Raw genomic sequence first — 25,550 nt, 5'->3', positions numbered from 1 at the left:
CGCGCCAATTTTTTACAAGGAGCGATGCCACATGGGCCTTTTCCAATGGACGGAAAAATCCGCCAACCAGCTGCAACGGGGAGGCGTGATCGGCCCCGATGAGCGCCTGCCCTGGCCACAGACCGGGCTGATGGGCATACAGCACGTGATCGCCATGTTCGGCTCCACCGTGCTGGCGCCCATCCTCATGGGGTTCGATCCCAACGTGGCCGTGCTCATGAGCGGCATCGGCACGCTGATCTTCTTCCTGATCACGGGCGGCAAGGTGCCCAGCTACCTGGGCTCGTCCTTTGCCTTCATCGGCGTGGTGATCGCAGCCACGGCCTATGGCGGCAAGGGCGCCAACGGCAACATCGGCGTGGCGCTGGGCGGCATCATTGCCTGCGGCGCGGTCTATGCGCTGATCGGCCTGGTGGTGCAGATGGTGGGCACGCGCTGGATCGAGCGCTTCATGCCGCCCGTGGTCACGGGCGCCGTGGTGGCCGTGATCGGGCTGAACCTGGCGGCCATCCCCGTCAAGAACATGGCGGCCAACAACTTCGAGTCGTGGATGCAGGCCCTGACCTTCGTCTGCGTGGGCCTGGTGGCCGTGTTCACGCGCGGCATGGTGCAGCGCCTGCTGATCCTGGTGGGCCTGATCGCCGCCAGCCTGCTGTACGGCCTGTTCACCAATGTGCTGGGCATGGGCAAGCCCGTGGACCTGTCGGGCGTGATCAATGCCGCCTGGTTCGGCCTGCCCCAGTTCCACGCGCCCGTGTTCAGCGGCCCGGCCATGGTGCTCATCGTGCCCGTGGTCATCATCCTGGTGGCCGAGAACCTGGGCCACATCAAGGCCGTGACCGCCATGACGGGCAAGAACCTGGACCAGTACATGGGCCGGGCCTTCATCGGCGACGGCGTGGCCACCATGGTCAGCGGCGCGGCCGGCGGTACCGGCGTGACCACCTATGCCGAGAACATCGGCGTGATGGCCGCCACGCGCATCTACTCGACGGCCGTGTTCTTCGTGGCCGCCGTCCTGGCCGTGCTGCTGGGCTTCTCGCCCAAGTTCGGCGCGCTGATCCAGGCGATCCCGCTGCCCGTGATGGGCGGCGTGTCCATCGTGGTGTTCGGCCTGATCGCCGTGGCCGGCGCCAAGATCTGGGTGGACAACCGCGTGGACTTCTCGCAGAACAAGAACCTGATCGTGGCGGCCATCACCCTGATCCTGGGCACGGGCGACTTCACGCTCAAGTTCGGCGACTTCGCGCTGGGCGGCATCGGGACCGCGACTTTCGGCGCCATCATCCTGTACGCGCTGCTGGATCACGCACGCGACGATCAGCCGCTGATTCATTGAATGTGAGCGCAAGCAAACATACCTTGAACCTTTGACTGCGCGGCAGGGCCTTTACGGGGAAACCCGAGGTCCGCTGCCAGCGCTGCTACCATCGGTTTCCGGAGATATACCGCCCTTGCGTTCTTGCATGGGGCGGTTTTTTTTAGGCTTGCAAGCCAGCGCTGCGGCACCCTGCCGGCTGGCGCGAGCCGTCAGCCGGAGCCATAGATGTCCCTCGCAGACCGCGTACGTTTCCCAGAATTCCTTTCGCGCACCATGACGGCCGAGCAGGCCGCCGCCCTGATCCCCCACGGCGTCAACGTCGGCATGAGCGGATTCACGGGCGCGGGCTACCCCAAGGCCCTGCCCCAGGCCATCGCCCAGCACGCCAAGAGCGAACACGCGGCCGGCCGGCCCTACAAGATCAATGTCTGGACCGGCGCCTCCACGGCCGCCGAGATGGACGGCGCCCTGGCCGAGGCCGGCGCACTAGGCCAGCGCCTGCCCTTCAACACCGACCCGACCTGCCGCGCCAGGATCAATGCCGGCGAGATCGACTTCATCGACATGCACCTGTCCCACGTGGCCCAGCATGCGTGGTTCGGCTTCCTGGGCCCCATGAGCGTGGCCGTGGTCGAGGTGCTGGGCGTGACCGAGGACGGACGCCTCATCCCCTCCACCGCCGTGGGCAACAACAAGACCTGGCTGGAGATCGCCGACAAGGTGATCCTGGAGGTCAACACCAAGCCGCCGGCCAAGATGGAAGGCATGCACGACATCTACTACGGCACGGCCATCCCGCCGCGCCGCGTGCCCATTGCCCTGACCCATGCCGATGACCGCATCGGCGAGCCCTACCTGCGCGTGGACCCGGCCAAGGTGGTCGCCGTGGTCGAAACCCACAAGGGCGACCGCGACAACGTCTTCGCCCAGCCCGACGCCAACTCCAACCTGATCGCCGCGTCCATCATCGACTTCCTCGCGCACGAGATGAAGATGGGCCGCCTGCCCAAGGAGATGCTGCCCATCCAGTCGGGCGTGGGCAACGTGGCCAACGCCGTGCTGGCCGGCCTGCTGACGGGGCCGTTCGAGAACCTGCTGGGCTTCACCGAGGTGCTGCAGGACGGCATGCTGGACCTGCTGCGCGCGGGCAAGATGAGCAAGGCCTCGGCCACCTCGATCTCGCTGTCCGGCAGCGCCTACAGGGACTTCGAGGAGAACATCGACTTCTACCGCGAGCGCATCATCCTGCGCCCCCAGGAGATCAGCAACCACCCCGAGCTGGTGCGCCGCCTGGGCGTGATCGCCATGAACTCCATGATCGAGGCCGACATCTACGGCAACATCAACTCCACCCACGTCATGGGCACGGGGATGATGAACGGCATCGGCGGCTCGGGCGATTTCGCGCGCAACGGCTACCTGTCCTTCTTCGTCACGCCCTCGGTGGCCAAGGGCGGCAAGATCAGCTGCATCGTGCCCATGTGCTCGCACGTGGACCATACCGAGCACGACACGCAGATCATCGTCACCGAGCAAGGCCTGGCCGACCTGCGCGGCCTGTCGCCGCGCAAGCGCGCCCAGGTCATCATCGACCGCTGCGCCCATCCCGACTTCCGTCCCCAGCTGCAGGACTACTTCGACCGCGCCCAGCGCCAGGGCGCGCTGCACACGCCGCACATCCTGGGCGAAGCGCTGAGCTGGCACCAGCGCTTTGTCGAAACGGGCGACATGCGCGCCTGAACCGCGCAAGCGCGCCAGCGCGCAGTCTCCTGGGCTACAGGCAGCCATCGGCATGGCTGCCTGGACTGGCGTAGCATGCAAGGACGGCCCCCGGGGCCGTCTTTTTCGTTGCACCCACAGGACTTCTCCCATGCCGATCTGGAAGCGCAGCTTCACCCTTGAAGACATCACCTCGCTGAGCGCCGACACGGCCGTCTCGCACCTGGGCATCGAGTTCACCGAGATCGGTGACGACTTCCTGCGCGGCCGCGTGCACGTGGACCAGCGCACCTGCCAGCCCTACGGCATCCTGCACGGCGGCGTGAACGTGGTGCTGGCCGAGACCCTGGGCTCGGTGGCCGCGGCCTGCTCCATCCCCGAAGGCTGGCGCAGCGTGGGCCTGAACGTCTCGGCCAACCATGTGCGCGCCGCGCGCCAGGGCTGGGTCACGGGCACGGCCCGCCCCGTGCACCTGGGCCAGACCACCCATGTCTGGGCCATCGAACTGCACGACGAAACCGGCCGCCTGACCTGCACCTGCAGCCTGACCATGGCGCTGCTGCCGCCGACCCACGCCCAAAACGTCAAGCTTGCCGCGCAGCCGCCGGTGGCGGCACAGCCCTGATCAAACCCCCAGCAACTCCGACAGGCGCTCCGGCTGCGCCAGCAGTTTCCGCGAGTCGGCCTGCAGTGCCAGCCGGCCCTTGGCCATGACCACGGCGCGGTCGGTGTGGGCCAGGACATTTTTGTAGTCGCGGTCCACGATCAGGGTGGAGATGCCGGTGCTGCGGATGGCGGCGATCACGCGCCAGATTTCGGCGACGACCAGGGGGGCCAGGCCTTCGGTGGCTTCGTCGAGGATGAGCAGGCGCGGGTGTGTCATCAGCGCGCGGCCTATGGACAGCATCTGCTGCTCGCCGCCAGAGAGCTGGTCGCCGCCGTTGGCCAGGCGCTCCGCGAGCCGGGGGAAGGTGTCGAGCACGCGCTCCAGCGTCCAGTGGCGCTCTCCCTGCAGGCCGGGGCGGGCGCTCATGACCAGGTTCTCGCGTACGCTGAGGTTGGGGAAGATGCCGCGCCCCTCTGGCACATAGCCAATGCCCAGCCGCGCCATGCGTTCGGGCGGCGCGCCCGTGCAGTCGCGGCCATCGGCGCGCAGGCGGCCACGGCGCGCGGGCACATAGCCCATGAGCGTGCGGATCAGCGTGGTCTTGCCCATGCCGTTGCGCCCCAGCAGGCCCACGGCCTGGCCCGCGCCCAGCGCCAGGCTCACGCCCTGCAGGATGTGACTGTCGCCGTAGTAGGTATGCAGCTCGTCGATGGCGAACATGGGCTCAGTCATGGTCTTCTCCCAAGTAGGCTGTACGCACGACCGGATCGACACGGATCTGCGCGGGCGTGCCCGTGGCCACCACGCTGCCGTTGACCATCACGGTGATGCGGTCGGCGATGCGGAACACGGCGTCCATGTCGTGCTCGACCAGCAGTACCGCATGGCCGCGCTTGAGCTCCTGCAGCAGGGCCAGCATGCGCTCGGTCTCCTCGGCGCCCATGCCGGCCAGCGGTTCGTCCAGCAGCAGCACGCGCGGGCCGGTGGCCAGGCACATGGCCACTTCAAGCTGGCGCTTGGCGCCGTGGCTCAGCGTGCCGGCCACGGCCTGGGCCTGCCCGGCCAGGCCCGCACGCTCCAGGGCCGCATGGGCCTGGCGCAGGCTGGCCGCGCAGCGCTGTGCGGACAGGCCCAGTTGCCAGGGCCTGAGCGCCATCTGCGCCTGGGCCGCGAGCCGGCAGTTCTCCAGCGCCGAGAACTCGGGAAAGATGGTGGTGCGCTGGTAGCTGCGGCCCACGCCGGCACGCGCACGCCGGGGCTGGGGCATGCGCGTGACGTCCTGGCCCGCGAGCGCAATGCGCCCCGCGCTGGCCGCCAGCTCGCCCGAGAGCATGTTGACCAGGGTGGACTTGCCCGCGCCGTTGGTGCCGATCACGGCATGGACCTCGCCCTCGTGCAGATCCAGGTCCACGCCGCCCACGGCCGTGAGCCCGCCGAAGCGGCGCGTGAGGCCGCGCACCGAAAGCAGTGCCGCATCAGCCATGTCCGGCCTCCTTGTGGCGGGCCTCGTTGTGCACTCCAGGGCGTTGCCGTGCAAGGCCCGCCAGCCCGATCAGCCCCATCAGTCCTTTCGGCAGCAGGGCCACGAGCACGATGATGGCCAGGCCCAGGCTCAGCTGCCAGTGATCGGCCATGGGGCCGACGATGGCATGCGTGGACAGCACCTCCTTGAGCGCGATGAAGGCCACCGTGCCGAGCACGGCGCCGCGCAGCGAGCCCAGGCCGCCGAGGATGACCATCAGCAGCACCTCACCCGAGTGGTGCCAGGACAGCAGCTCGGGGTTGACCACGGCATCGCGCACCGCCAGCAAAAAGCCCGCCACGCCGGCCAGCATGCCGGCCAGCACGAAGGCCGCGAGCTTGTACCCGTAGGTGGTGAAGCCGGCTGCACGCATGCGCTGTTCGTTGACGCGTATGCCCGCCAGCGCCGCGCCGAAGCGCGACTGGCGCAGCCCGGCCAGGAAGGCATAGACCAGCACCAGGGCGGCCAGCACCACGTAGTACTGCACGCGCGGGATTTCCATGTCGATGGCGCCCAGCGCGGGCCGGGCCATCAGGTAGATGCCATCGCTGCCGCCGCCGATGCCCGTGTCGTGGACCACGAAGTAGGCCATCTGTGCGAAGGCCAGCGTCACCATGATGAAGTAGATGCCGCGCGTGCGCAGGCTCAGCAGGCCCACCAGCAGCGCATAGCCGCCCGAGGCCAGCAGCGCCCAGCCCAGCATGGCCGGCAGGCTGCCGCCCTCGTTGCCTGCGGACAGCACGGCGGCATAGGCGCCCAGGCCCATGAAGGCCGCATGCCCCAGGCTCACCAGGCCCGTGCCGCCCACCAGCAGCTGCAGGCTGAGCGCGAAGATGGCCAGGATCATGGTCTTGACCACCAGGCCCGACAGATAGTCCGACCACCAGGGGCCGGCCAGCGCCAGCAGCGCCACGCAGGCCAGCGGCACGGCGCAGGCCTGCCATCGGCAGGCGCGCTGCGGCATCTCTGCGGGCTGCACGGCGGCCGCCAGCAGGGCCGGAGAAGGATTGGATACGGCCATTGTTCAGCTCCTTTGCCCCATCAGGCCCTGGGGCCGCCACACCAGCACCACCGCCATCAGCAGGTAGACGCTCATGCCGCTGAGCTCCTGGAAAAACAGCTTGCCGAAGGTATCGACAAAGCCCACCAGCAGCGAGGCCAGCAGCGCGCCCGTGATCGAGCCGATGCCGCCGATCACCACCACCACGAAGCAGATGATGAGCACGTTGCCGCCCATGCCCGGATAGACCGAACTCATGGGCGCGGCGATCATGCCCGCCAGTGCCGCCAGCGCCACGCCGATGGCGAAGACGATGCGGTACAGGCGCTTCACGTCGATGCCCAGGCCGCGCACCATGTCGCGGTTGCTGGCGCCCGCGCGCACCATCATTCCCAGGCGCGTGCGGTTGACCACCCAGTACAGCGCCAGCGCCACCAGCAGGCACACGCCCGAGGCGAACAGCCGGTACCACGGATAGCTCATGAGCCCGCCCAGCGAGAAGCTGCCCGACAGCCAGCCGGGCAGCGGCACGCCATGCACGTCGTTGCCCGCCAGCAGCGAGCGCAGCTCCTCGAACACCAGGATCAGCCCGAAGGTCATCAGCACCTGCTGCAGGTGCTCGCGCTCGTAGAGGTAGCTGAAGAAGGCCCACTCCAGCGCATAGCCCAGCACCACGGTCAGCGCCACGCCCGCCAGCAGCATGGTGATGAAGTGCTGGCCCAGCAGCGGGGACAGCGCAAAGGCCATGTAGGCGCCGATCATGTAGAAGCTGCCATGGGCCAGGTTGATCACGCCCATGATCCCGAAGATCAGCGTCAGGCCCGAGGCCAGCAGGAACAGCAGCAGCCCGTACTGGACGGCGTTCAGGCACTGCACGAGAAAGGTGGCAAGGTCCATGGCGATGTCCGTATGCGTCCGTATATGAGTGCGCCCCGCGCCTCACATGCGGCAGCCGCGGCCGGTATCGCCCAGGGCCTTGATGGCCACGCCCATGCGCTGGTTCTCCTTGCCCACGACCTTGCGCAGGTACATGTCCTGCACGGGGTTGTGCGACTTGCTGATGGTGAAGTCGCCGCGCGGGCTGGGGATGGTGGCCTTCTCGATGGCCTGGCGGAACTCGGCCTTCTTCGCGATGTCGCCGCCCGCCGCCTTCAGGCCCACGCCCAGCATCTGGGCGGCGTCGTAGCCCTGCACGGCATACACATCGGGCATCAGCTTGTAGGCCTGGGCATAGGCGGAGCGAAAGCGCCGGTCGCGCTCCGTGCCCAGCTCGTCGGCGTAGTGCAGCGTGGTCAGCACCCCCTGGGCGGCCTCGCCCTGGGCCTCCAGCGTGCCGTCGGTCAGAAAGCCCGAGCCGTACAGCGGGATGGTCTTGTGCAGGCCGGCCGCGTGGTAATCCTTGACGAACTTGACGGCGCCCGCGCCCGCGAAGAAGGCAAACACCGCATCGGGCCTGGCGGCCGCGATCTCGGTCAGCAGGGCCTGGAACTCCACGTTGGGAAAGGGCACGGTGAGCTGCTTGCTGACCTTGCCGCCCTCCTTCTCGAAGCCTTCCTTGAAGGCATTGGTCATCTCCTCGCCGGCCGCGTATTTCCAGGTGATGGTCATGGCGGTTTTCCTGCCTTCCTGCCTGGCCGCCACCACGCCCATGGGATAGGAGGACTGCCAGTTGGAGAAGGACGAGCGGAAGATGTTGGGCGCGCACATGGCGCCCGTGACCGCATCGGCGCCCGCATTGGGCACGATGAGCACGGTGCCGCTTTCCTTGGCCGCGCGCGCCATGGCCATGGCCACGCCCGAATGCACGGTGCCCACCAGCACATCGACCTTGTCGCGCTTGATCAGGCGGTTGACGTTGTCCGTGGCCTTGGCCGGATCGGACTCGTCATCGACCTTGAAGAACTCGATCTCGCGCCCGCCCAGCCTGCCGCCCTGCTCGTTCACGAACATGCGAAAGCCGTTTTCTATGGCCGAGCCCAGCGCCGCATAGGTGCCGCTGTAAGGCAGCATGAAGCCGACCTTGATCCTGTCCTGCGCATATGCGCCGCAGGACAGGGAGGCCGTCAGGGCGAGGACGGCCCAGTGTTTGCGATCGGTGTTCATGCGTGTCTCCTTGTGGTCGATGGGTCGGGTCTTGCTCACACAATTCATTTCGGTTCTCCATGGCACTGCCACGCCCCTTGAAACTGGCGCGTCCCAAAGCGAGGGACACCGAGGAAGGGCCGCCCCGCACCGAGGGTGTCGTCCCCCTCCCTCGCTCAGCGAGTAGAGAGGGGGAAGCCGCGTAGCGGCTCAGGGGGTGTACTGGCCTCGCGTTCACGCAGGCGAAAGCGCTGGATCTTTCCGGTGGCGGTCTTGGGAAGTTCGTCCACGAACTCGATGAAGCGCGGGTACTTGTAGGCAGCCAGGCGCTGCTTCACGAAGGCCTTGAGTTCGGCCTCGGTGGCGCTGCAGCCGTCCTTGAGCACGACGAAGGACTTGGTCTTGAGCAGGCCGTCGGCATCGGTCTTGCCGATCACGGCGGCCTCCAGCACGGCCGGGTGCTGCATCAGCGTGGCCTCGACCTCGAAGGGCGAGACATAGATGCCGCTGACCTTGAGCATGTCGTCGCTGCGCCCGGCGTAGGTGTAGTAGCCATCGGCGTCGCGCACGTACTTGTCGCCGCTCTTGAGCCAGCCGCCCTGGAAGGTCTCGCGCGTCTTGTCGCGGTTGCCCCAGTACATGAGGGCGGCGCTGGGGCCCTGGATGAACAGGTCGCCCACCTCGCCATCGGCCACGGGGCGGCCGTCCTCGCCGCGCAGCTCCACGCGGTAGCCGTCCACGGGCTTGCCCGTGGTGCCGTAGCGGATGTCGCCGGGCCGGTTGGACAGGAAGATGTGCAGCATCTCGGTGGAGCCGATGCCGTCCACGATGTCGGCGCCGAAATGCGCCTTGAAGCGCTGGGCGATCTCGGCCGGCAGCGCCTCGCCGGCCGAGGAGCACATGCGCAGGCTGACCTGCTCGCGCGCGGGCAGCAGGGGCGAGGCCAGCATGCCCGCAAAGCCCGTGGGCGCGCCGAAGAACACCGTGGGCCGGTGCTGCACCCAGCGCGCGAAGGTGGCCTCGGGCGTGGGCCGCTCGGCCATCAGCAGCACGGTGGCGCCCACGCTCAGCGGAAAGCTCAGGGCATTGCCCAGGCCGTAGGCGAAGTAGAGCTTGGCGGCGGAAAAGCAGATATCGCCCTCGCCCAGACCCAGCACCGGCGTGCCATACAGCTGCGCCGTCCAGTACGGATTGGCATGCGTGTGGACCGCGCCCTTGGGCTTGCCCGTGGAGCCCGAGGAATACAGCCAGAAGCCCGGGTCATCGCCCAGCGTGGGCGCCGGTGCGGGCAGCGGCGGCTGCGCCGCCAGCCAGGGCTGCAGCGGCGCAAAGCCTGCTGCGCGCGCCGCCGCTTCGTCGCCGGCCACCCAGACATGGCGCACCTCGTTGGGCGCCCGGTCCAGCGCCTGGCGCAGCAGGGGCAGCAGCGCATCGCAGGTCAGCACGGCCTGGGCGCGGCTGTGGCCCAGCATGTAGGCGTAGTCGTCGGCCGTGAGCAAGGTGTTCACCGCCACCGGCACCACGCCCGCATACAGCGCGCCCAGAAAGGCCACGGCCCATTCATGGCGGTCGTGCATGAGCAGCAGCACGCGCTCTTCGCGGTGGATGCCCGCCGCCAGCAGGCCGCTGGCCATGCGCTGCGCCTGCTGCTGCAGCTGGCCGTAGCTCAGCGTGCCGTGGTCGTCGATGTAGGCGATCTTGCCGGGCCGCCCCTCATTGAGCGCGAACAGGTGCGCGGCGAAATTGAAGGGCTGGGTGAAGTCGATCATCGGGGTCTCCTTCGACATCGGGCATCCAGCCCGACTTGTGATCTTCCGCACAACATGCAATATTGTGCGTGCATCAGAAAGATAGTTAGAACGCCATCGAGCGTCAAGCACTATATTGCATGGCTGGTGTTAACCCCGACTGTTTATCATTCACGCCCTCTTCAAGGAAACTCTATGGACCAGTTCGAGACGGCAGCCCAGTCCGCCGGGGCGGCGGATTCCCTCTCAGAAGCCCCCAGGAACCAGGTGCTGCAGGCGCTGGGCGAGCGTGTGCGCAACCTGCGCTCGCGCCGGGGCATGACGCGGCGCGCCCTGGCGGCGGCGGCCGATGTCTCGGAGCGCCACCTGGCCAACCTCGAATACGGCACGGGCAATGTGTCGGTGCTGGTCCTGCACCATATTGCACAGGCCCTGCAATGCTCCATGGCCGAGCTGCTGGGCGACGTGACCACCACCAGCGCCGAATGGCTGCTGATCCGCGAACTGCTGGAAGGCCGCGATGAAGAGGATCTGCGCCGCGTGCGCCTGGCCGCAGGCGAGCTGCTGGGCACGGCGCCCAGCGACCGCCAGCGCCACACGCGCATTGCCCTGATCGGACTGCGCGGCGCGGGCAAGTCCACGCTGGGCCGCATGCTGGCCGAGCAGCTGGGCGTGCCCTTCCTCGAACTCAACCAGGAAATCGAGCGCATTGCGGGCTGCAGCGTGCGCGCCATCCACGACCTGTACGGTGCCAACGCCTACCGCCGCTACGAGCGCCGTGCGCTGGAGGAAGCCGTGCAGATCTACAGCGACGTGGTCATCGCCACGCCGGGCGGCATCGTCTCCGACCCGGCCACCTTCAACGAGCTGCTGTCGCACTGCACCACGGTCTGGCTCAAGGCCCAGCCCGAGGAGCACATGGCCCGCGTCGTGGCCCAGGGCGACACCCGCCCCATGGCCGCCAATCCCGAGGCCATGGACGATCTGCGCAGCATCCTCGAAGGCCGCGCCGGCTTCTACGCCAAGGCCGACCATGTGGTGGATACCAGCGGGCAGACGCTGGAGCAGAGCTTCGATCAGTTGAAGGCACTGTTCCTGCCCGCACGCTGAGACGACGGCAGCAACCCACGGCATCCAGGCCCCAGGCCTGGATTTTTTTCGCCTGTGCTGGCTGGTGTTTACCCTGGATATCGACAAAACACGCACTATCGTGCGTGTTGCTGCGTGCATTTCCTGAATGAATCTGCATAATTGTGCCTGCACCGTATCTGCGACTGCACTATTTTTCATCCAAGAGGCCGTCCATGCACCCGTCCAGCCCCACTGTCGATTACCGCACCGAGCCCGCCCAGTACCGCCACTGGTCGTTCACCGTCGAGGGCGCCATCGCCCGCATGCAGCTGAACATTGCCGAGGACGGCGGCATACGGCCCGGCTACAAGCTCAAGCTCAACAGCTACGACCTGGGCGTGGACATCGAGCTGCACGACGCGCTCAACCGCATCCGCTTCGAGCATCCGCAGGTGCGCACCGTCATCGTCACCAGCGGGCGCGACCGCATCTTCTGCTCGGGCGCCAACATCTTCATGCTGGGCGTGTCCAGCCATGCCTGGAAGGTGAACTTCTGCAAGTTCACGAACGAGACGCGCAACGGCATCGAGGACAGCTCGCGCCACTCGGGCCTGAAGTTCCTGGCCGCCGTCAACGGCGCCTGCGCAGGCGGCGGCTACGAGCTGGCCCTGGCCTGCGACGACATCGTGCTGATCGACGACCGCTCCTCCTCCGTCTCCCTGCCCGAGGTGCCGCTGCTGGGCGTGCTGCCCGGCACGGGCGGCCTCACGCGCGTGACCGACAAGCGCCATGTGCGCCATGACCTGGCCGACATCTTCTGCACCAGCGTCGAAGGCGTGCGCGGCCAGCGCGCCGTGGACTGGCGCCTGGTCGATGCCGTGGCCAAGCCCGCGCAGTTCGAGGCCGTGGTGGCCGAGCGCGCGCAGCGCCTGGCCGAAGGCAGCACGCGCCCCGCCAACGCACAGGGCATCACCCTCACGCACCTGGAACGCGAGGCCACGGACGACGCGCTGCACTACCGCCATGTCAGCGTGCAGATCGACCGCGCGCGCCGCAGCGCCACGCTGACCGTGAAGGCGCCCACGCTTGGACAAGGCCCGCAGCCCGCCACCCTCGAAGCCATCGAGCAGGCCGGCGACGCCTGGTGGCCGCTGGCCATGGGCCGCGAGCTGGACGACGCCATCCTGCACCTGCGCACCAACGAGCTGGACGTGGGCACCTGGCTGCTCAAGACCGAAGGCGATGCCGCCGCCGTGCTGGCCGCAGACGCAGCCCTGCTGGCCCACCAGGACCACTGGCTGGCGCGCGAGACGCTGGGCCTGCTGCGCCGCAGCTTTGCGCGGCTGGATGTGTCCTCGCGCACGCTGTTCGCGCTGATCGAGCCCGGCTCCTGCTTCGTGGGCATGCTGGCCGAGCTGGCCTTCGCGGCCGACCGCGCCTACATGCTGGTGCTGCCCGATGACACCGAGCGCGCCCCGCGCATCCAGCTGGACGAATTCAATTTCGGCCTGCTGCCCCTGGTCAACGACCAGTCGCGCCTGCAGCGCCGCTTCTACGAGGAAGCCGCGCCGCTGGAGGCCGCGCGCGCCGCCACGGGCCGCGCGCTGGACGGCGATCAGGCCCTGGCCCTGGGGCTGGTCACGGCCGCGCCCGACGACATCGACTGGGACGACGAGATCCGCATCGCCATGGAAGAGCGCGCCGCCATGTCGCCCGATGCGCTCACGGGCCTGGAGGCCAACCTGCGCTTTGCCAGCCGCGAGAACATGGTCACGCGCATCTTCGGGCGCCTGTCGGCCTGGCAGAACTGGATCTTCAACCGCCCCAATGCCGTGGGCGACAAGGGCGCTCTCAAGCTCTACGGCACGGGCCAGAAGGCCGGCTTCGACTTCAACCGCGTCTGACCGCAGGCACGCCCCGAAACATCCACGGAGACCCCACCATGAGCGCCATCAACTACAGCGAGAAGATCCCCAACAACGTCAACCTCGGCGAAGACCGCACCCTGCAGCGCGCGCTGGAGAGCTGGCAGCCCAACTTCCTGAACTGGTGGGGCGACGTGGGCCCCGAAGGCTCCACCGACTACGACGTCTACCTGCGCACCGCCATCAGCGTGGACCCGCAGGGCTGGGCCCAGTTCGGCCACGTGAAGATGCGCGACTACCGCTGGGGCATCTTCCTGAACCCGGCCGAGGCCGACCGCAAGGTGCACTTCGGCGACCACGCGGGCGAGAAGGCCTGGCAGGACGTGCCCGGCGAGCACCGCGCCAACCTGCGCCGCATCATTGTCACCCAGGGCGATACCGAGCCCGCCTCGGTGGAGCAGCAGCGCCACCTGGGCCTGACCGCGCCGTCCATGTACGACCTGCGCAACCTGTTCCAGGTCAACGTGGAGGAAGGCCGCCACCTGTGGGCCATGGTCTACCTGCTGCACAAGCATTTCGGCCGCGACGGCCGCGAGGAGGCCGAGGCCCTGCTGGAGCGCCAGTCCGGCGACGAGAACAACCCGCGCATCCTGGGCGCCTTCAACGAGAAGACGCCCGACTGGCTGTCCTTCTTCATGTTCACCTACTTCACCGACCGCGACGGCAAGTTCCAGCTGGCCGCGCTGGCCGAAAGCGCCTTCGACCCGCTGGCGCGCACCACCAAGTTCATGCTGACCGAGGAGGCCCACCACATGTTCGTGGGCGAGTCCGGCGTCTCGCGCGTGCTGCAGCGCACCTGCCAGGTCATGAACGAACTGCGCACCGACGACGTGGGCCGCCTGCGCGCGGCCGGCGTGATCGACCTGCCCACGCTGCAGCGCTACCTGAACTTCCACTACAGCGTGACCATCGACCTGTTCGGCGCCGACCAGTCCAGCAATGCCGCCACCTTCTACAGCAGCGGCCTCAAGGGCCGCTACGAGGAAGGCAAGCGCGCGGACGACCACCGCCTGCACGACCAGCACTACAAGGTGCTGGAGGTCGTGGACGGCAGGCTGCAGGAAAAGGAAGTACCCATGCTCAACGCGCTCAACGAGGTGCTGCGCGACGACTACATCAAGGACTCCAACGCGGGCGTGGGCCGCTGGAACAAGGTCATGGAAAAGGCCGGCATCGATTTCCGACTCACCGTGCCGCACAAGGCCTTCAACCGCCAGATCGGCGCGCTGGCCGGCGTGCGCATGAGCCCCGACGGCCGCGTGGTCAGCGAGCAGGAATGGCGCATGCGCGAGGCCGAATGGCTGCCCACGGACGCCGACCGCGCCTTCGTCGCCTCGCTCATGGGCCGCTGCGTGGAGCCGGGCCAGTTCGCGGGCTGGATCGCGCCGCCGGTCATGGGCATCAACCGCCAGCCCGTGGATTTCGAATACGTGCGCTTCAACTGAAGCGCCGCGCCAGCAGGGAGTCGCCCATGACAGTCGCCTTGGTAAAACACGGCATCCTCACGCAGCACCTGATCGACCCGGAGATCTGCATTCGCTGCAACACCTGCGAGGCCACCTGCCCCGTGGGCGCCATCACGCACGATGACCGCAACTACGTGGTCCTGGCCGAGCAGTGCAACGGCTGCATGGACTGCGTCTCGCCCTGCCCCACGGGCGCCATCGACAACTGGCGCAAGGTGCCGCTGGCGAGCGCCTATCCCGTGGCCGAGCAGTTGCTCTGGGACGAGCTGCCCGAGGAGCTGCCGCCTGAGGCGCTGGTCCAGGCACAGGCCACAGTGGACGCACCCGCCGCCGAGGACCTGAGCCAGGCCCAGGCCGTGATCACAGCGGCCGCCACGCGCGGTGCGGATGCGTCCCGGCCCGATGACCAGGCCGATACCCAGGTGTTGCGCAGCGCCAGCTACGGCGCCACCGTGCCGCCCTGGTCGGCCGCCCATCCGTACACCAACCTGCATGGCCCCAGGAGCCCCGTCACGGCCACCGTGGTCGGCAACCTCAACTGCACGGAGGCGGGCTTCGACAGCGAGACCCACCACATCGTGCTGGACTTCGGCAGCCAGCCGTTCCCCGTGCTCGAAGGCCAGTCCATCGCCGTCATCGCGCCCGGCACCGATGCCCAGGGCCGCCCGCATGTGGCGCGCCAGTACTCGGTGGCCAGTGCGCGCAATGGCGAGCGGCCCGGCTACAACAACCTGGCGCTGACCGTGAAACGCGTCACCCAGGACCACCAGGGCCGCCCCGTGCGCGGCGTGGCCAGCAACTACCTGTGCGACGCACGCATCGGCGACAGGGTCCAGGTCATAGGCCCCTTTGGCCAGTCGTTCCTGATGCCCAACCATCCCCGCTCGCACATCGTGATGATCTGCACGGGCACGGGCAGCGCCCCCATGCGCGCCATGACCGAATGGCGCAGGCGGCTGCGCAAGAGCGGCAGGTTCGAGGGCGGCAAGCTCATGCTGTTCTTCGGCGCACGCACGCCGCAGGAGCTGCCCTACTTCGGCCCGCTGCAAAGCCTGCCGCGCGACTTCATCGACAACAACCTGGCCTTCTCGCGCGTGGCCGGCCAGCCCCGGCGCTACGTGCAGGATCTGCTGCGCGAACGTGCGGCCGACCTGGCGGGCCTGCTGCGCGACGACAACGCGCACTTCTACGTCTGCGGGCTCAAGAGCATGGAGGAAGGCGTGGTGCTGGCACTGCGCGACGTGGCGCAGCAATCGGGCCTGGACTGGGAGCAGGTCGGCGCGCGCCTCAAGCGCGAAGGCCGACTGCATCTGGAGACTTATTGAATCGCCACAGGCCCATACGCATCGCTGGCCAGGGCCTGGGCCAGTATCCAGGCCGGATCCACCAGCTCGGCACCGCGCACCAGCGGCGACTGCGGCAGGGCCAGCGGGATCTCGGTGCAGCCCATGATCACGGGCACATCGCCATGGCGCTGCAACAGCGGCGCCAGCACCTCGCCGAAGCAGCGCGCGGCCAGGTCCATGTCGCCCTGCTTGACGCCGTCGTAGATGCCCTGCATGAGCCGCGCGCGGCCTTGCGCATCGGGCTGCAGCGCGGTGATGCCGCACTCGGCCAGTGCCGCGTCGTACAGGCCGCTGTCATAGGTGCCCTGCGTGGCCAGCACGATGGCCTGCTGCGCGCCGCCGGCCTGCAGGTGCAGGGCGGCCTGGCGCGCGATATGCAGTACATGCAGCTGCGGAAACAGCGCCTGCAGCTGCCCATGCCAGGCATGGGCCGTGTTGCAGGCCAGGGCCACGCTGCGCACGCCCAGCGCCGCCATGCGGCCCACGCCCTGCAGCAGGTGCTGGGCCGGCCCCGTGGGCGACTGCGGGTCCGCGCGCAGCGCCGCGCTGCGGTCGGGCATGGGCAGCTGCACCAGCCAGTGCTCGGGATAGGCCTGGTCATGCACGGGCAGGCCCTGCTGCTGCAGGTGCGCCGTGCAGGCCTGCACGAACAGGCGCACGAAATCCGCGCCTGCGGCCGGGCCCATGCCCCCGAGAATGCCCACCGCGCGCGGGGGCTGAATCTGCTGCTGCATGCTGCGATCCGAAATCAAAAAGCGGGTTTGTCGCTGAGGTCCTGCAGGTTTTTCTGCAATTGCTCGCTCATCGGCAGGCCCAGGGCCACGTTCCTCGGGGCAATGGGCTGCATGAACCACTTGTCATACAGCCTGGCGAACGCGCCCGACTTCATCATGTCGCCGATCACGCCATCGACCAGCTGCTTGAACTGGGGGTCGTCCTTGCGCAGCATGCAGGCATAGGGCTCGACCTGCAGCGAGTCGGCCACCACCTCGAAGTCGCCGGGATTCTTGGCCGTGGGGATCAGGCCGAAGAGCAGGATGTCGTCCATGCCGAAGGCCGCGGCGCGGTCGTTCTCCACCAGCAGAAAGCCGTCCGCATGGTCCTTGGCCATGACGATGTTCATGCCCCAGGCCTTGTCGGCATTGGCCTTGCGCAGCACCTGCAGGTTGGTGGTTCCCGTGGTGATGGCCACGGTCTTGTCCTTGAGGTCGGCGTAGTTTTTGATGCCCGAGCTCTTCTTCACCAGCAGCCGCGTGCCCGTGTAGAAATGGTTGATGGCAAAGGCCACCTCCTTGCCGCGCACCGTGTTGTTGGTGGTCGATCCGCATTCCAGGTCGATGGTGCCGTTGGCCAGCAGCGGCATGCGGTTCTGCGAGGTCACTGCCTGCCACTGCACCTTGAGATCAGGCCGGTTCACCGCTTTCTTCACGGCCTCGGCCACGGCCTGGGACATCTCCACCGTCATGCCGATGGGCTTGCCGTTGTCCAGGTAGCTGAAGGGCACGGAGGACTCGCGGTAGGCCAGCGTGATGCGGCCGCTGTCGCGCACCTTGGCCAGCGTGTCGGCATGGGCCGCAGCCAGGCCTCCCAGGGCCAGGGCCGCGCACAGCGCGGTGGTGTGAAGTTGCATGCTTGTCTCCTCGTCTTTGGTGGATGTGCGGCCAGTGTAGGAAGGGCGGCGGCCTTTGAGGAATGACAATATCGGGCCGGTCCATGCCCGCCGGTTATGGGCGGTCCCCCTGCACTGGGCAGCGGCCCGCAGCCATAACCTGCGTGCATGGCCCGTGTGCCAAATGCCATGGCCCGGCCTGCCGCGCGCGGCCTACAGTGCGGCTGCATGGAGAAACGATCAATGCATGTCTGCATCGTGGGCGCCGGCATCGTCGGCCTGGCAACGGCCTGGGCGCTGCAGCAGGCCGGCCACCGCATCACCGTGCTGGACCGCGCACCGGGCCCCGCCCAGGGCGCCAGCGGCGGCAATGGCGCGCAGCTGAGCTATTCCTACGTGCAGCCGCTGGCCGATCCCGGCATCTGGAAGATGCTGCCCCGCCTGCTGCTGCAAAAGGATTCGCCGCTGGCCTTCCGCCTGCGCGCCGACCCCGCGCAATGGGCCTGGGGACTGCGCTTTCTGGGTGCCTGCAATGCCCATGCCTCGGCCGAGGGCACACGCGCCCTGCTGGCCCTGGCCGCCGAAAGCCGCCAGGCCTTCGAGTCGCTCCAGGCCGACGAAGCACTGGCCTGCGACCTGCACACGCCGGGCAAGCTGGTGCTCTACCCCACCCAGCAGGCGCTGGATGCCGCCGCGCAGCAGGTGGCACTGCAGGCGGGCCTGGGTGGCGCGCCGCAGCGCATCGTCAACGCCGCCGAAGTGGCGCACATCGAACCCGCGCTCGCCCGCTACGCCCAGCGCATTGCAGGCGCCGTACACACGCCCAGCGAGGCCGCAGCCGACTGCCGCCTGCTGTGCGAACAACTGGCCGCCCGGCTCACCGCACGCGGCGCCGAACTGCGCTACGGCGTGGAGCTGCAGGGCTTCGAGCGCGAAGGCGACGCCATCACCGGCCTGCGCACCGCCGCAGGCCCGCTGCCGCTGCATGCCGACCACTACGTGCTGGCCAGCGGCTGGGAAAGCGCGGTCCACGCGCGCCAGCTGGGCCTGCGCATTCCCGTCTACCCGCTCAAGGGCTACAGCATCACCGCCGATGCCGCCGCGCGGCTGCCGCACGCCGCGCCCCGGGTCAGCGTCACCGACACCGCACGCAAGGTCGTCTTCGCACGCATCGGCGAACGCCTGCGCGTGGCCGGCATGGTGGAGATCGTGGGCCACGACACAGGCACCGACCCGCGCCGCATCGCCAGCCTGCGCCGCTCCACGCAGGAGGTCTTCGCCGACCTGCCGCTGGACGGCGACCTCCACCCCTGGACCGGCATGCGCCCCGCCACACCCACCGGCCTGCCCCTCACCGGCCGCCAGCGCGGCGGTCCGCGCAACCTGTGGCTGCAGACAGGGCACGGCGCGCTGGGGCTGACGCTGGCCTTCGGGTCGGCGCAGAGGCTGGTGGGGCAGATGGAGACGGACGATCTATAGGACCCGGTCCCGCAGCCACCTATGTCATGTCGCCACTCAATCTCCGTACGAGTTGCCAGTCGTCCTTGGACCAGCCAAGTCGAGCATCCACCGACATGGCTGCGGCGCCAATCAAGGCAAGCCAACCGCTGGCCTCCACACTTCGCAACGGCTCCCATGCCGGCCGCTGGGCTATTTGCTGCCAATCCGAACCATGGCAACCAGTGCACTTTGTCAGGGTGTCATCAGGCCGGAGTGGTTCGACCGTGACCGTCCCTGTCGGCACTTCGCCCCACTCAGCGATAAGCGTCTCCAGCGAAACCGTTGAAGGCACGCCGCCTCGACCCAAAAACCACTTGAGAAAGCGCTCCCAGAGCGAAACATCGGGCGGCGCATTCCGTGAGTCGGTGTCGCGCGCTTTAAGCCAAGCGTCGTGAGACATTATGTTGGCGTAGACCACCAAAATGCATCTGCTGGATCCTGCCTGACAGATGGTCACCGTATCTCCACGCTTCCATTGTCCAATCGACAACGATGAGTTGACCGTCCCCAAGATAAATTTAGCAATATCGGCATCGTTCCAACCGCGCGGATCTTCTTGGGTGTCGGATACGCCACGCCAACTCGCGGCAATGAGCAGTGCGGCAAGCGCGATGATCACCAGTGAGCGCCACGTTTCGGAGAGGCGTGGTGAGATTGATGTTGTCTGACTAGCCACCACAGCATCTCCTCAGTAGCTCCTGAGCCATATCAGTCGCACGCTGGCGGCCTTCCGGCGGCACCCGCTGGTCTATGCTCTGAAGCAAATTGGCTTGCAACGACACATCGCCGCTGGCTTTGGCATTGGCATATAAGTAGGCCCATACCTCGGCCGGCCGCGGCTCTCCCCATGTGGGGTTGTATCGGATGGAGGCCATCATGATCAGTGCATCGACATAGCCTTGGTCGATCAGGGCATTGAGGTTGGCCAGGGTGGTGCGCCGGAATTCGTCGAGGCGCTCTGGGTCCTTCATCACATGCTCCAAATCCCGGGTCCAGTAGGCCCCCCCGTAATTCATCATGCTCTGGGGATCGCCCTGGGCCGCTAGCAGGGCGGTCCATTCATCTGCCCTGGCGTATGCGTCCTCGGGAAGCTCACCGCAGCCGGGCCGCGCCTTGGCCCCTTCCTCACGCAGCAGCGTCTGGGCCATCGCATGTCCTTCAGGATCGGAAGCCGGGGAAGCCCACTGCGCCATGCGCCCGTAGAGGGACACCATCCAGCAACGCTCCAATGCCTTGTGGAGTTTGGCGACTTCGCCGGCCTGGTCCAGCGTGACTTCGCTGCGGGCAAGCCGGTTGTACAGAGTCTCCGCCGATGCATCCACGACGACGGCAGGAAAGGCCTTGGCTCGAGGTGTCGTGGGGGGCACCACCGGCACGGGCGCCGGTACGGAAGCGATCGCCGGTGGAGCGGGAGGTTCAGGTGCCGGCGCAGCAGGCCCGGAAGCTTGCGCAGGTGGCTTGGTTGCGCTCACCTGTGCATTGATGCTCTCAGGTGCTGGATCGGCAAAAAAGAAAACCGCCAGCCCTGCGGCAAGGGCAAGGGCCGCACATGCCCAGGCAACGACCTGCCAGCGCGGACGCGAAGCTTCTGAATTTTGCATGACCCTCCCTCACAACGCTGACGTCGTCAGATCCCGGCCAATGATTGTGAATAATTCTCATTCAAAAATCAATCAACCATCCGAAGTCAGTTGAATTTGGCAATAGTTCGTGCCGACGAGCACGCGCAGTGAAGTGGCTCAACTGGCGCACCAGCTGCAGTCCAACAGGCATGCTTGTATGAACGGCCTCAGCCAGCCAGCAACTCGCGCAAGGCCTTGCGCATTTCCTCGGTCATTGCCCGCGCCAGCACCGACCCCGGCCGCTGGGGCAGGCTGAGTGCATTCACACCCACCGTGATACGCGGCAGCAGGGGGGCGACATGGACCTTGCGGCGGTCGGCGGCCAGGGCGGTGCAGCCGTCCATGATGGCGGCGCCCAGGCCGTACTCGGCCATGGACAGGGCTGCGTGGTAAGTCTGCACGGTGACCACGGGCGACAGGCCCACGCCGTGCTCGCGGCAGGCCTGGCCCAGGCGCATGCCCAGCGGGTCGCGCGCATCAAGCGCGACCACGGGCAGCTCGGCCAGGTCCTTGAGCTCCATCCCCTCTTCGCGCACGCGCGAAGGCGGCAGCAGGCCCTTGGGCAGCACGCAGAACATGTCCACCTCGGCCAGCAGTTCATGCTTCAGCGCGGGCTGGCCCACGGAGCTGATGACGAAGCCCACGTCGGCCTCCTGCAGCAGCAGGGCCGAGACCACCTGGGGGGTGTGCAGCGCCTGCACATGGACCTGCACCTGGGGGTGGCGGCGCCGAAAACCGGCCACGGCGCGCGGCAGCACCTCGCGGCTGAGCGCGAAGACGGTGAGCACGGTGAGCCGGTCCGCCGCCTGGCCATGGCGCAGGTTGTCGGCCAGGCGCTGGACCTCGTCGAGCTGCTCGAACAACTTCTCGATGTGGGGGAACAGCGCCAGCGCCTCATTGGTGGGCGTGAGCCGCCCGCGTGCGCGCTGGAACAGCGCAAAGCCCAGCTGCAGCTCCGCGTGCTGCAGGGTGCGGCTGACGGCCGGCTGGGTGATGTTGATCAGCCGTGCGGCAGCGCTGACGCTGCCGGTCTGCATGACGGCATTGAAGACCTCGATGTGGCGCAGGCGCATGGGCCGTCCTAAACGCGGGATTAGCGCAGGATTAGCGCAGGATCAGCGCGGGTTCACTCTTCGGCGGACTGCGCGCGGGCCATCCGCTCGCTCTTCCAGTAGACGTCGTCGCCGCCATCCATGCGGTTGAGCACGCGCGCCAGCACGAACAGCAGGTCGGAAAGGCGGTTCAGGTACTGGCGCGGCGCGGGCCGCATGGCCTCGCCCTGCTCCAGCGCCACCACCATGCGCTCGGCGCGGCGTGCCACGGTGCGGCAGACATGGGCCTGGGCAGCGGCACGGCTGCCGGCCGGCAGGATGAATTCCTGCAGCCGGGGCAGCTGCGCGTTGTAGTGGGCCAGCGCTTCATCGAGCTGCAGCAGGGCGTCGTCCTTGAGCAGTTCATAGCCGGGAATGGACAGCTCGCCACCGAGGTTGAACAGCTGGTGCTGCACATCGACCAGCAGTTCGCGCACGTCGTCGGGCAGGGCCTCGCACAGCAGCAGGCCGATGTGGGAATTGAGCTCGTCCACATCGCCCATGGCGTGCGGGCGGCCGCTGTTCTTGGAGACGCGCGTGTTGTCGCCCAGGCCCGTGCTGCCGTCGTCTCCGGTGCGCGTGGCGATCTGTGTCAAACGGTTGCCCATGGGCGTTCTCCTTGGCGGTGCGGGGGTGGAAAGCCGGACCCGTAACGGCCCAACACCCAATTGTGCGTTACAGGCGGCACGCAAATGTTGTAGCAGGCAACAGCCGGCAAAAGTGCTGGCCCTGCTGCGCTGCAACAGGTGGAATGCAGTCATGTTCCACGTTCGACAAGGAGTTCGACACATGACCTCTCAACTGCGCAAAGTCTCTGGTTTTGAAATCCGCAGCGTGATGTTGTTCGCGGCCATTTCGCTGGGCAGCGTTGCTGCCATGGCGCAGACATCTACTCCCGCTGCGCCTCCTTCGCAGGCCTCCTTTGGAGCCGGTAGCGGCCCTGCAACTGGTGTGCAAGCCGCACCCACTCCATCGTCGGCCGGCGCCAACGACGTGCAAGCCGCATTCGACCGCGCCGACACCAACCGGGACGGCAAGCTGAGCAAGAAGGAAGCCGAGGCCCTGCCCGCCGTGAGCAGCAATTTCGCGCAGATCGATGCCGACAAGAACGGATCGCTGTCGCGCGATGAATTCAGCAAGGCTGTCCAGCCGCGCTGATACCCGGATGCCTGGCGGCTGACCCACACGGTTGGGCGGCAGGGCCGGTGGTATTCTTTCCAGTTCCCCCTGGAGAACACCGATGAACGCCCCTGTCGCCCCCGTCCGCCTGCAGCCTGACTTCGCTCAGCGCCCCATCCCCGAAGCCTTCCTCCAAGCCCTGGCCCAGCGTTTCGGCGCCCAGTGCTCCACGGCTTTGGCGGTGCGCGAACAGCACGGCCGCGACGAGGGCGCCATCCAGGCGCCCCCGCCTGCGGCCGTGGTCTTTGCCGAAAGCACGCAGGACGTGCAGGACGCGCTGAAGCTGGCCGACCAGCATGCCGTGCCGGTCATCCCCTACGGCGCAGGCTCCTCGCTCGAAGGCCATCTGCTGGCCGTCGAGGGCGGCATCAGCCTGGACCTGAGCCGCATGAACCGCATTCTCTCGGTCAACACCGAGGACCTGACGGTCACCGTGCAGCCCGGCATCACGCGCAAGCAGCTCAACGATGCCATCAAGGAAACGGGCTTCTTCTTCCCCATCGATCCCGGCGCAGATGCCTCCATCGGCGGCATGACCGCCACGCGCGCCAGCGGCACCAATGCCGTGCGCTACGGCACCATGCGCGAGAACGTGCTGGCGTTGGAACTGGTCACGGCCAGCGGCGAGCTGATGCGCACCGGCACGCGCGCCAAGAAAAGCAGCGCGGGCTATGACCTCACGCGCCTGATCGTGGGCAGCGAAGGCACACTGGGCGTGGTCACCGAGATCACGGTGCGCCTGTACCCGCTGCCCGAGGCCGTGAGCGCGGCCATCTGCTCCTTCCCCAGCATCGAGGCCGCCGTGCGCACGGTGATCCAGACCATCCAGATGGGCGTGCCGATTGCCCGCGTGGAGCTGGTGGACGTGAACTCGGTGCGCATGGTCAACGCCTACAGCAAGCTCACGCTGCGCGAGGAACCCATGCTGCTGATGGAGTTCCACGGCTCGCCCACGGGCGTGAAGGAGCAGGCCGAGATGGTGCAGGACATTGCGGGCGAGTTCGGCGGCAATGCCTTCGAATGGGCCGAGCGTCCCGAGGACCGCACGCGATTGTTCACGGCCCGCCACAACGCCTATTTCGCGGCTGTCTCCAGCCGCCCCGGCTGCCGCTGCATCACCACCGACGCCTGCGTGCCCATCAGCCGCCTGGCCGATGCGCTGCTGGACTCGGTGCGCGAGGCCGATGACAGCGGCATTCCCTACTTCCTCGTCGGCCACGTGGGCGACGGCAACTTCCACTTCGGCTACCTGATCGACCCGGACAACGAGGACGAGCGCTCGCGCGCCGAACAGCTCAACCACCAGCTGGTGTCGCGCTCCATTGCGCTGGGCGGCACCTGCACGGGCGAGCATGGCGTGGGCATCCACAAGATGGATTTCCTGCGCGAGGAAGCCGGCGACGGCGCGGTGCAGATGATGCGCTCCATCAAGCAGGCGCTGGACCCGAAGAACATCCTGAACCCCGGCAAGATCTTCAGCCTCTGAGTCCTTCCGCCGCGGCCTTCTCGCGCAGGAAGTCGATCAGCGTGGTGATGGCCCGCGTCTGGTAGTGGGACGGCATGTACAGCAGGTACTGGCGCGTGGCCAGAAAGTCCAGGCTCCCCGGCGGCAGCGGCAGGCGCTCAAGCGCGCCGCTGGCCAGCTCGGCTGCCACCATGTAGCGCGGCACCACGGCCACGCCCAGGCCCTGCAGCACGGCATCGCGCAGGAAATGGAAGTTGGGCGACATCAGGCGCGGGCGTATGCGCAGCTCGGTGGGCCGGGCGCCGTTCATGCCCGCCGTGCGCAGCTTCTGGCCCGTGAGCGCCGAGGTGATCAGCGGCACGCGCTTGAGCGCCAGCAGCGAGTCGGGATGGCCATGCTGCGCCAGGAACTGCGGCGTGGCGCAGGCCTCGTAGAGCACGTCGCCGAGCTTGCAGGCCACCAGGCTTTCAGGCGGCTCGGTCATCACGCGCACGGCGAAGTCCACCGCGCCCTGCATCAGGTCCTCGATGTCGTTGTCGAAGATCACCTCCAGCGTGATGCCCGGGTGCATGCGCATGAACTCCGTCAGCCAGCCCGACATCTGCAGCTGGCCGTAGCCGCTGGGCACGCTCAGCCGCACGGTGCCCTGCAGGCTCTGGCCCAGGCTGTCCACCGACTCGTCCGCCGCCATGGCTTCCTGGCGTATCGCGCGTCCATGCGCGTACAGGCGCAGGCCCAGCTCGGTGGGCTCGACCTGGCGCGTGGTGCGGCGCAGCAGCTGCTGGCCGATCTGGCGCTCGAACTGGTTGAGCCGGTGGCTGACGTTGGCGCGGCTCATGCCCAGGCGCACGGCGGCCCGGCTCAGGTTGCCGGCTTCGATGATGTCCACCAGCAGGGACAGTCCGCCCAGATCCATTGTCAAGCCTCAGTACACACAATGTCCATTTTTTAGCACGATTGTCAAAGTCCATAAACGAATGAAGAATGCGTGCCTGCCCGGGCTCTGGCCCGTTGCGGTTTTCGTGGTTCGACAAGGTTTCGCATGAGTGCTCTCCCCTCTTCCCTGCCGCTGGACGGCGTGCGCGTCCTGGATCTTTCGCGCGTGCTGGCCGGCCCCATGTGCGCCATGGCGCTGGCTGACCTGGGCGCCGATGTCGTCAAGGTCGAGCACCCGGGCCGCGGCGACGACACGCGCGACTGGGGCGTGCGCGTGGGCCAGCGCAACACCTCCTACTTCAACAGCGCCAACCGCAACAAGTGACCCTGCCTCGTTTCCA

Annotated in this window: 23 protein-coding genes and 1 pseudogene; 11 read left to right on the top strand and 13 right to left on the bottom strand. The window is 67.6% G+C overall.

What is annotated here, in order from left to right; translation table 11 throughout:
• The first annotated feature begins 31 nt into the window (after nucleotides 1-31).
• The 3 genes from KDK82_RS24145 (at nucleotide 32) to KDK82_RS24135 (ending at nucleotide 3,665) form a co-directional block, all read left to right on the top strand.
• Nucleotides 32-1,339: a solute carrier family 23 protein gene (locus KDK82_RS24145; protein ID WP_012202026.1), complete on the top strand. Its 1,308-nt coding sequence runs from the start codon at nucleotides 32-34 to the stop codon at nucleotides 1,337-1,339.
• 207 nt (nucleotides 1,340-1,546) lie between these two features.
• Complete coding sequence (locus KDK82_RS24140; RefSeq protein ID WP_088166445.1) at nucleotides 1,547-3,061, top strand: acetyl-CoA hydrolase/transferase family protein; 1,515 nt, start codon at nucleotides 1,547-1,549, stop codon at nucleotides 3,059-3,061.
• Between the two features lie 130 nt (nucleotides 3,062-3,191).
• Nucleotides 3,192-3,665, top strand: a complete 474-nt coding sequence (locus tag KDK82_RS24135; RefSeq protein WP_012202024.1) for a hotdog fold thioesterase — start codon at nucleotides 3,192-3,194, stop codon at nucleotides 3,663-3,665.
• Here KDK82_RS24135 and KDK82_RS24130 read toward each other — a convergent pair whose 3' ends face one another.
• From KDK82_RS24130 to KDK82_RS24105, 6 genes are all read right to left on the bottom strand, one after another.
• Nucleotides 3,666-4,367 (bottom strand): ABC transporter ATP-binding protein, encoded by a 702-nt coding sequence (locus KDK82_RS24130; protein ID WP_179217981.1) that lies wholly within the window; start codon nucleotides 4,365-4,367, stop codon nucleotides 3,666-3,668. It abuts the gene before it with no gap.
• Nucleotides 4,368-4,371: 4 nt separating this feature from the next.
• Nucleotides 4,372-5,130, bottom strand: coding sequence for an ABC transporter ATP-binding protein (locus KDK82_RS24125; protein ID WP_088166443.1), 759 nt, complete (start codon nucleotides 5,128-5,130; stop codon nucleotides 4,372-4,374).
• Nucleotides 5,123-6,190 carry a branched-chain amino acid ABC transporter permease gene (locus tag KDK82_RS24120; RefSeq protein WP_088166442.1) on the bottom strand — a complete coding sequence of 356 codons (1,068 nt, stop codon included), beginning with the start codon at nucleotides 6,188-6,190 and terminating at the stop codon, nucleotides 5,123-5,125. The genes KDK82_RS24125 and KDK82_RS24120 overlap by 8 nt, the downstream gene beginning before the upstream one ends.
• Before the next feature lie 3 nt (nucleotides 6,191-6,193).
• The gene (locus tag KDK82_RS24115; protein ID WP_013799989.1) at nucleotides 6,194-7,066 is read right to left on the bottom strand and encodes a branched-chain amino acid ABC transporter permease; all 873 of its coding nucleotides are present in this window, start codon (nucleotides 7,064-7,066) and stop codon (nucleotides 6,194-6,196) included.
• Nucleotides 7,067-7,108: 42 nt separating this feature from the next.
• A complete protein-coding gene (locus tag KDK82_RS24110; protein WP_013799988.1) occupies nucleotides 7,109-8,272 on the bottom strand; it encodes an ABC transporter substrate-binding protein in 1,164 nt (387 codons plus the stop codon).
• Between the two features lie 155 nt (nucleotides 8,273-8,427).
• Entirely contained in the window at nucleotides 8,428-10,020 is a 1,593-nt protein-coding gene (locus KDK82_RS24105) for a benzoate-CoA ligase family protein (protein WP_088166441.1), read from the bottom strand.
• A gap of 174 nt (nucleotides 10,021-10,194) precedes the next feature.
• On the opposite strand from KDK82_RS24105, the gene KDK82_RS24100 reads away from it, so the two are divergent.
• The 4 genes from KDK82_RS24100 to boxA all read left to right on the top strand — a co-directional run bounded on the left by KDK82_RS24100 (nucleotide 10,195) and on the right by boxA (nucleotide 15,786).
• Nucleotides 10,195-11,109, top strand: coding sequence for a helix-turn-helix transcriptional regulator (locus KDK82_RS24100; RefSeq protein WP_088166440.1), 915 nt, complete (start codon nucleotides 10,195-10,197; stop codon nucleotides 11,107-11,109).
• 194 nt (nucleotides 11,110-11,303) lie between these two features.
• Nucleotides 11,304-12,974, top strand: a complete 1,671-nt coding sequence (gene boxC / locus KDK82_RS24095) for a 2,3-epoxybenzoyl-CoA dihydrolase (RefSeq protein ID WP_088166439.1) — start codon at nucleotides 11,304-11,306, stop codon at nucleotides 12,972-12,974.
• A 38-nt stretch (nucleotides 12,975-13,012) separates the two neighbouring features.
• On the top strand, nucleotides 13,013-14,440 hold the full coding sequence (gene boxB / locus KDK82_RS24090) for a benzoyl-CoA 2,3-epoxidase subunit BoxB (RefSeq protein ID WP_047217550.1): 1,428 nt from the start codon (nucleotides 13,013-13,015) through the stop codon (nucleotides 14,438-14,440).
• A gap of 26 nt (nucleotides 14,441-14,466) precedes the next feature.
• The gene (boxA, locus tag KDK82_RS24085) at nucleotides 14,467-15,786 is read left to right on the top strand and encodes a benzoyl-CoA 2,3-epoxidase subunit BoxA (RefSeq protein ID WP_088166438.1); all 1,320 of its coding nucleotides are present in this window, start codon (nucleotides 14,467-14,469) and stop codon (nucleotides 15,784-15,786) included.
• Here boxA and KDK82_RS24080 read toward each other — a convergent pair.
• On the bottom strand, nucleotides 15,780-16,541 hold the full coding sequence (locus KDK82_RS24080) for an aspartate/glutamate racemase family protein (protein WP_088166437.1): 762 nt from the start codon (nucleotides 16,539-16,541) through the stop codon (nucleotides 15,780-15,782). The genes boxA and KDK82_RS24080 overlap by 7 nt on opposite strands.
• A 14-nt stretch (nucleotides 16,542-16,555) precedes the next feature.
• Complete coding sequence (locus tag KDK82_RS24075) at nucleotides 16,556-17,437, bottom strand: amino acid ABC transporter substrate-binding protein (protein WP_012202010.1); 882 nt, start codon at nucleotides 17,435-17,437, stop codon at nucleotides 16,556-16,558.
• 222 nt (nucleotides 17,438-17,659) lie between these two features.
• On the opposite strand from KDK82_RS24075, the gene KDK82_RS24070 reads away from it, so the two are divergent.
• Entirely contained in the window at nucleotides 17,660-18,895 is a 1,236-nt protein-coding gene (locus tag KDK82_RS24070) for a D-amino acid dehydrogenase (protein WP_088166436.1), read from the top strand.
• Nucleotides 18,896-18,914: 19 nt separating this feature from the next.
• Here KDK82_RS24070 and KDK82_RS32270 read toward each other — a convergent pair whose 3' ends face one another.
• The 4 genes from KDK82_RS32270 to KDK82_RS24055 all read right to left on the bottom strand — a co-directional run bounded on the left by KDK82_RS32270 (nucleotide 18,915) and on the right by KDK82_RS24055 (nucleotide 22,237).
• A complete protein-coding gene (locus tag KDK82_RS32270) occupies nucleotides 18,915-19,535 on the bottom strand; it encodes a hypothetical protein (protein ID WP_143343519.1) in 621 nt (206 codons plus the stop codon).
• A gap of 49 nt (nucleotides 19,536-19,584) precedes the next feature.
• A complete protein-coding gene (locus tag KDK82_RS24065; protein ID WP_143343518.1) occupies nucleotides 19,585-20,517 on the bottom strand; it encodes a hypothetical protein in 933 nt (310 codons plus the stop codon).
• Between the two features lie 188 nt (nucleotides 20,518-20,705).
• A complete protein-coding gene (locus KDK82_RS24060; protein ID WP_088166434.1) occupies nucleotides 20,706-21,611 on the bottom strand; it encodes a LysR substrate-binding domain-containing protein in 906 nt (301 codons plus the stop codon).
• Nucleotides 21,612-21,664: 53 nt separating this feature from the next.
• The gene (locus tag KDK82_RS24055) at nucleotides 21,665-22,237 is read right to left on the bottom strand and encodes a cob(I)yrinic acid a,c-diamide adenosyltransferase (protein WP_013799980.1); all 573 of its coding nucleotides are present in this window, start codon (nucleotides 22,235-22,237) and stop codon (nucleotides 21,665-21,667) included.
• A 181-nt stretch (nucleotides 22,238-22,418) separates the two neighbouring features.
• On the opposite strand from KDK82_RS24055, the gene KDK82_RS24050 reads away from it, so the two are divergent.
• Both KDK82_RS24050 and KDK82_RS24045 read left to right on the top strand, forming a co-directional pair.
• Nucleotides 22,419-22,787, top strand: coding sequence for an EF-hand domain-containing protein (locus KDK82_RS24050; protein ID WP_012202005.1), 369 nt, complete (start codon nucleotides 22,419-22,421; stop codon nucleotides 22,785-22,787).
• Between the two features lie 82 nt (nucleotides 22,788-22,869).
• Nucleotides 22,870-24,294, top strand: coding sequence for an FAD-binding oxidoreductase (locus tag KDK82_RS24045; RefSeq protein ID WP_088166433.1), 1,425 nt, complete (start codon nucleotides 22,870-22,872; stop codon nucleotides 24,292-24,294).
• On the opposite strand, the gene KDK82_RS24040 is transcribed toward KDK82_RS24045, so the two are convergent.
• A complete protein-coding gene (locus KDK82_RS24040; RefSeq protein WP_071953945.1) occupies nucleotides 24,284-25,189 on the bottom strand; it encodes a LysR family transcriptional regulator in 906 nt (301 codons plus the stop codon). The genes KDK82_RS24045 and KDK82_RS24040 overlap by 11 nt on opposite strands.
• 126 nt (nucleotides 25,190-25,315) lie before the next feature.
• On the opposite strand from KDK82_RS24040, the pseudogene KDK82_RS24035 reads away from it, so the two are divergent.
• Nucleotides 25,316-25,531: pseudogene (locus tag KDK82_RS24035) on the top strand (CoA transferase); the annotation flags it as partial.
• Between the last annotated feature and the right edge of the window lie 19 nt (nucleotides 25,532-25,550).

The sequence above is a fragment of the Delftia sp. K82 genome, from assembly GCF_002193035.1.
GTDB lineage: Bacteria > Pseudomonadota > Gammaproteobacteria > Burkholderiales > Burkholderiaceae_C > Comamonas > Comamonas acidovorans.
The sequence above is the reverse complement of the archived record's forward strand: the minus strand, read 5'-3'. Positions and strand labels throughout refer to the sequence as shown.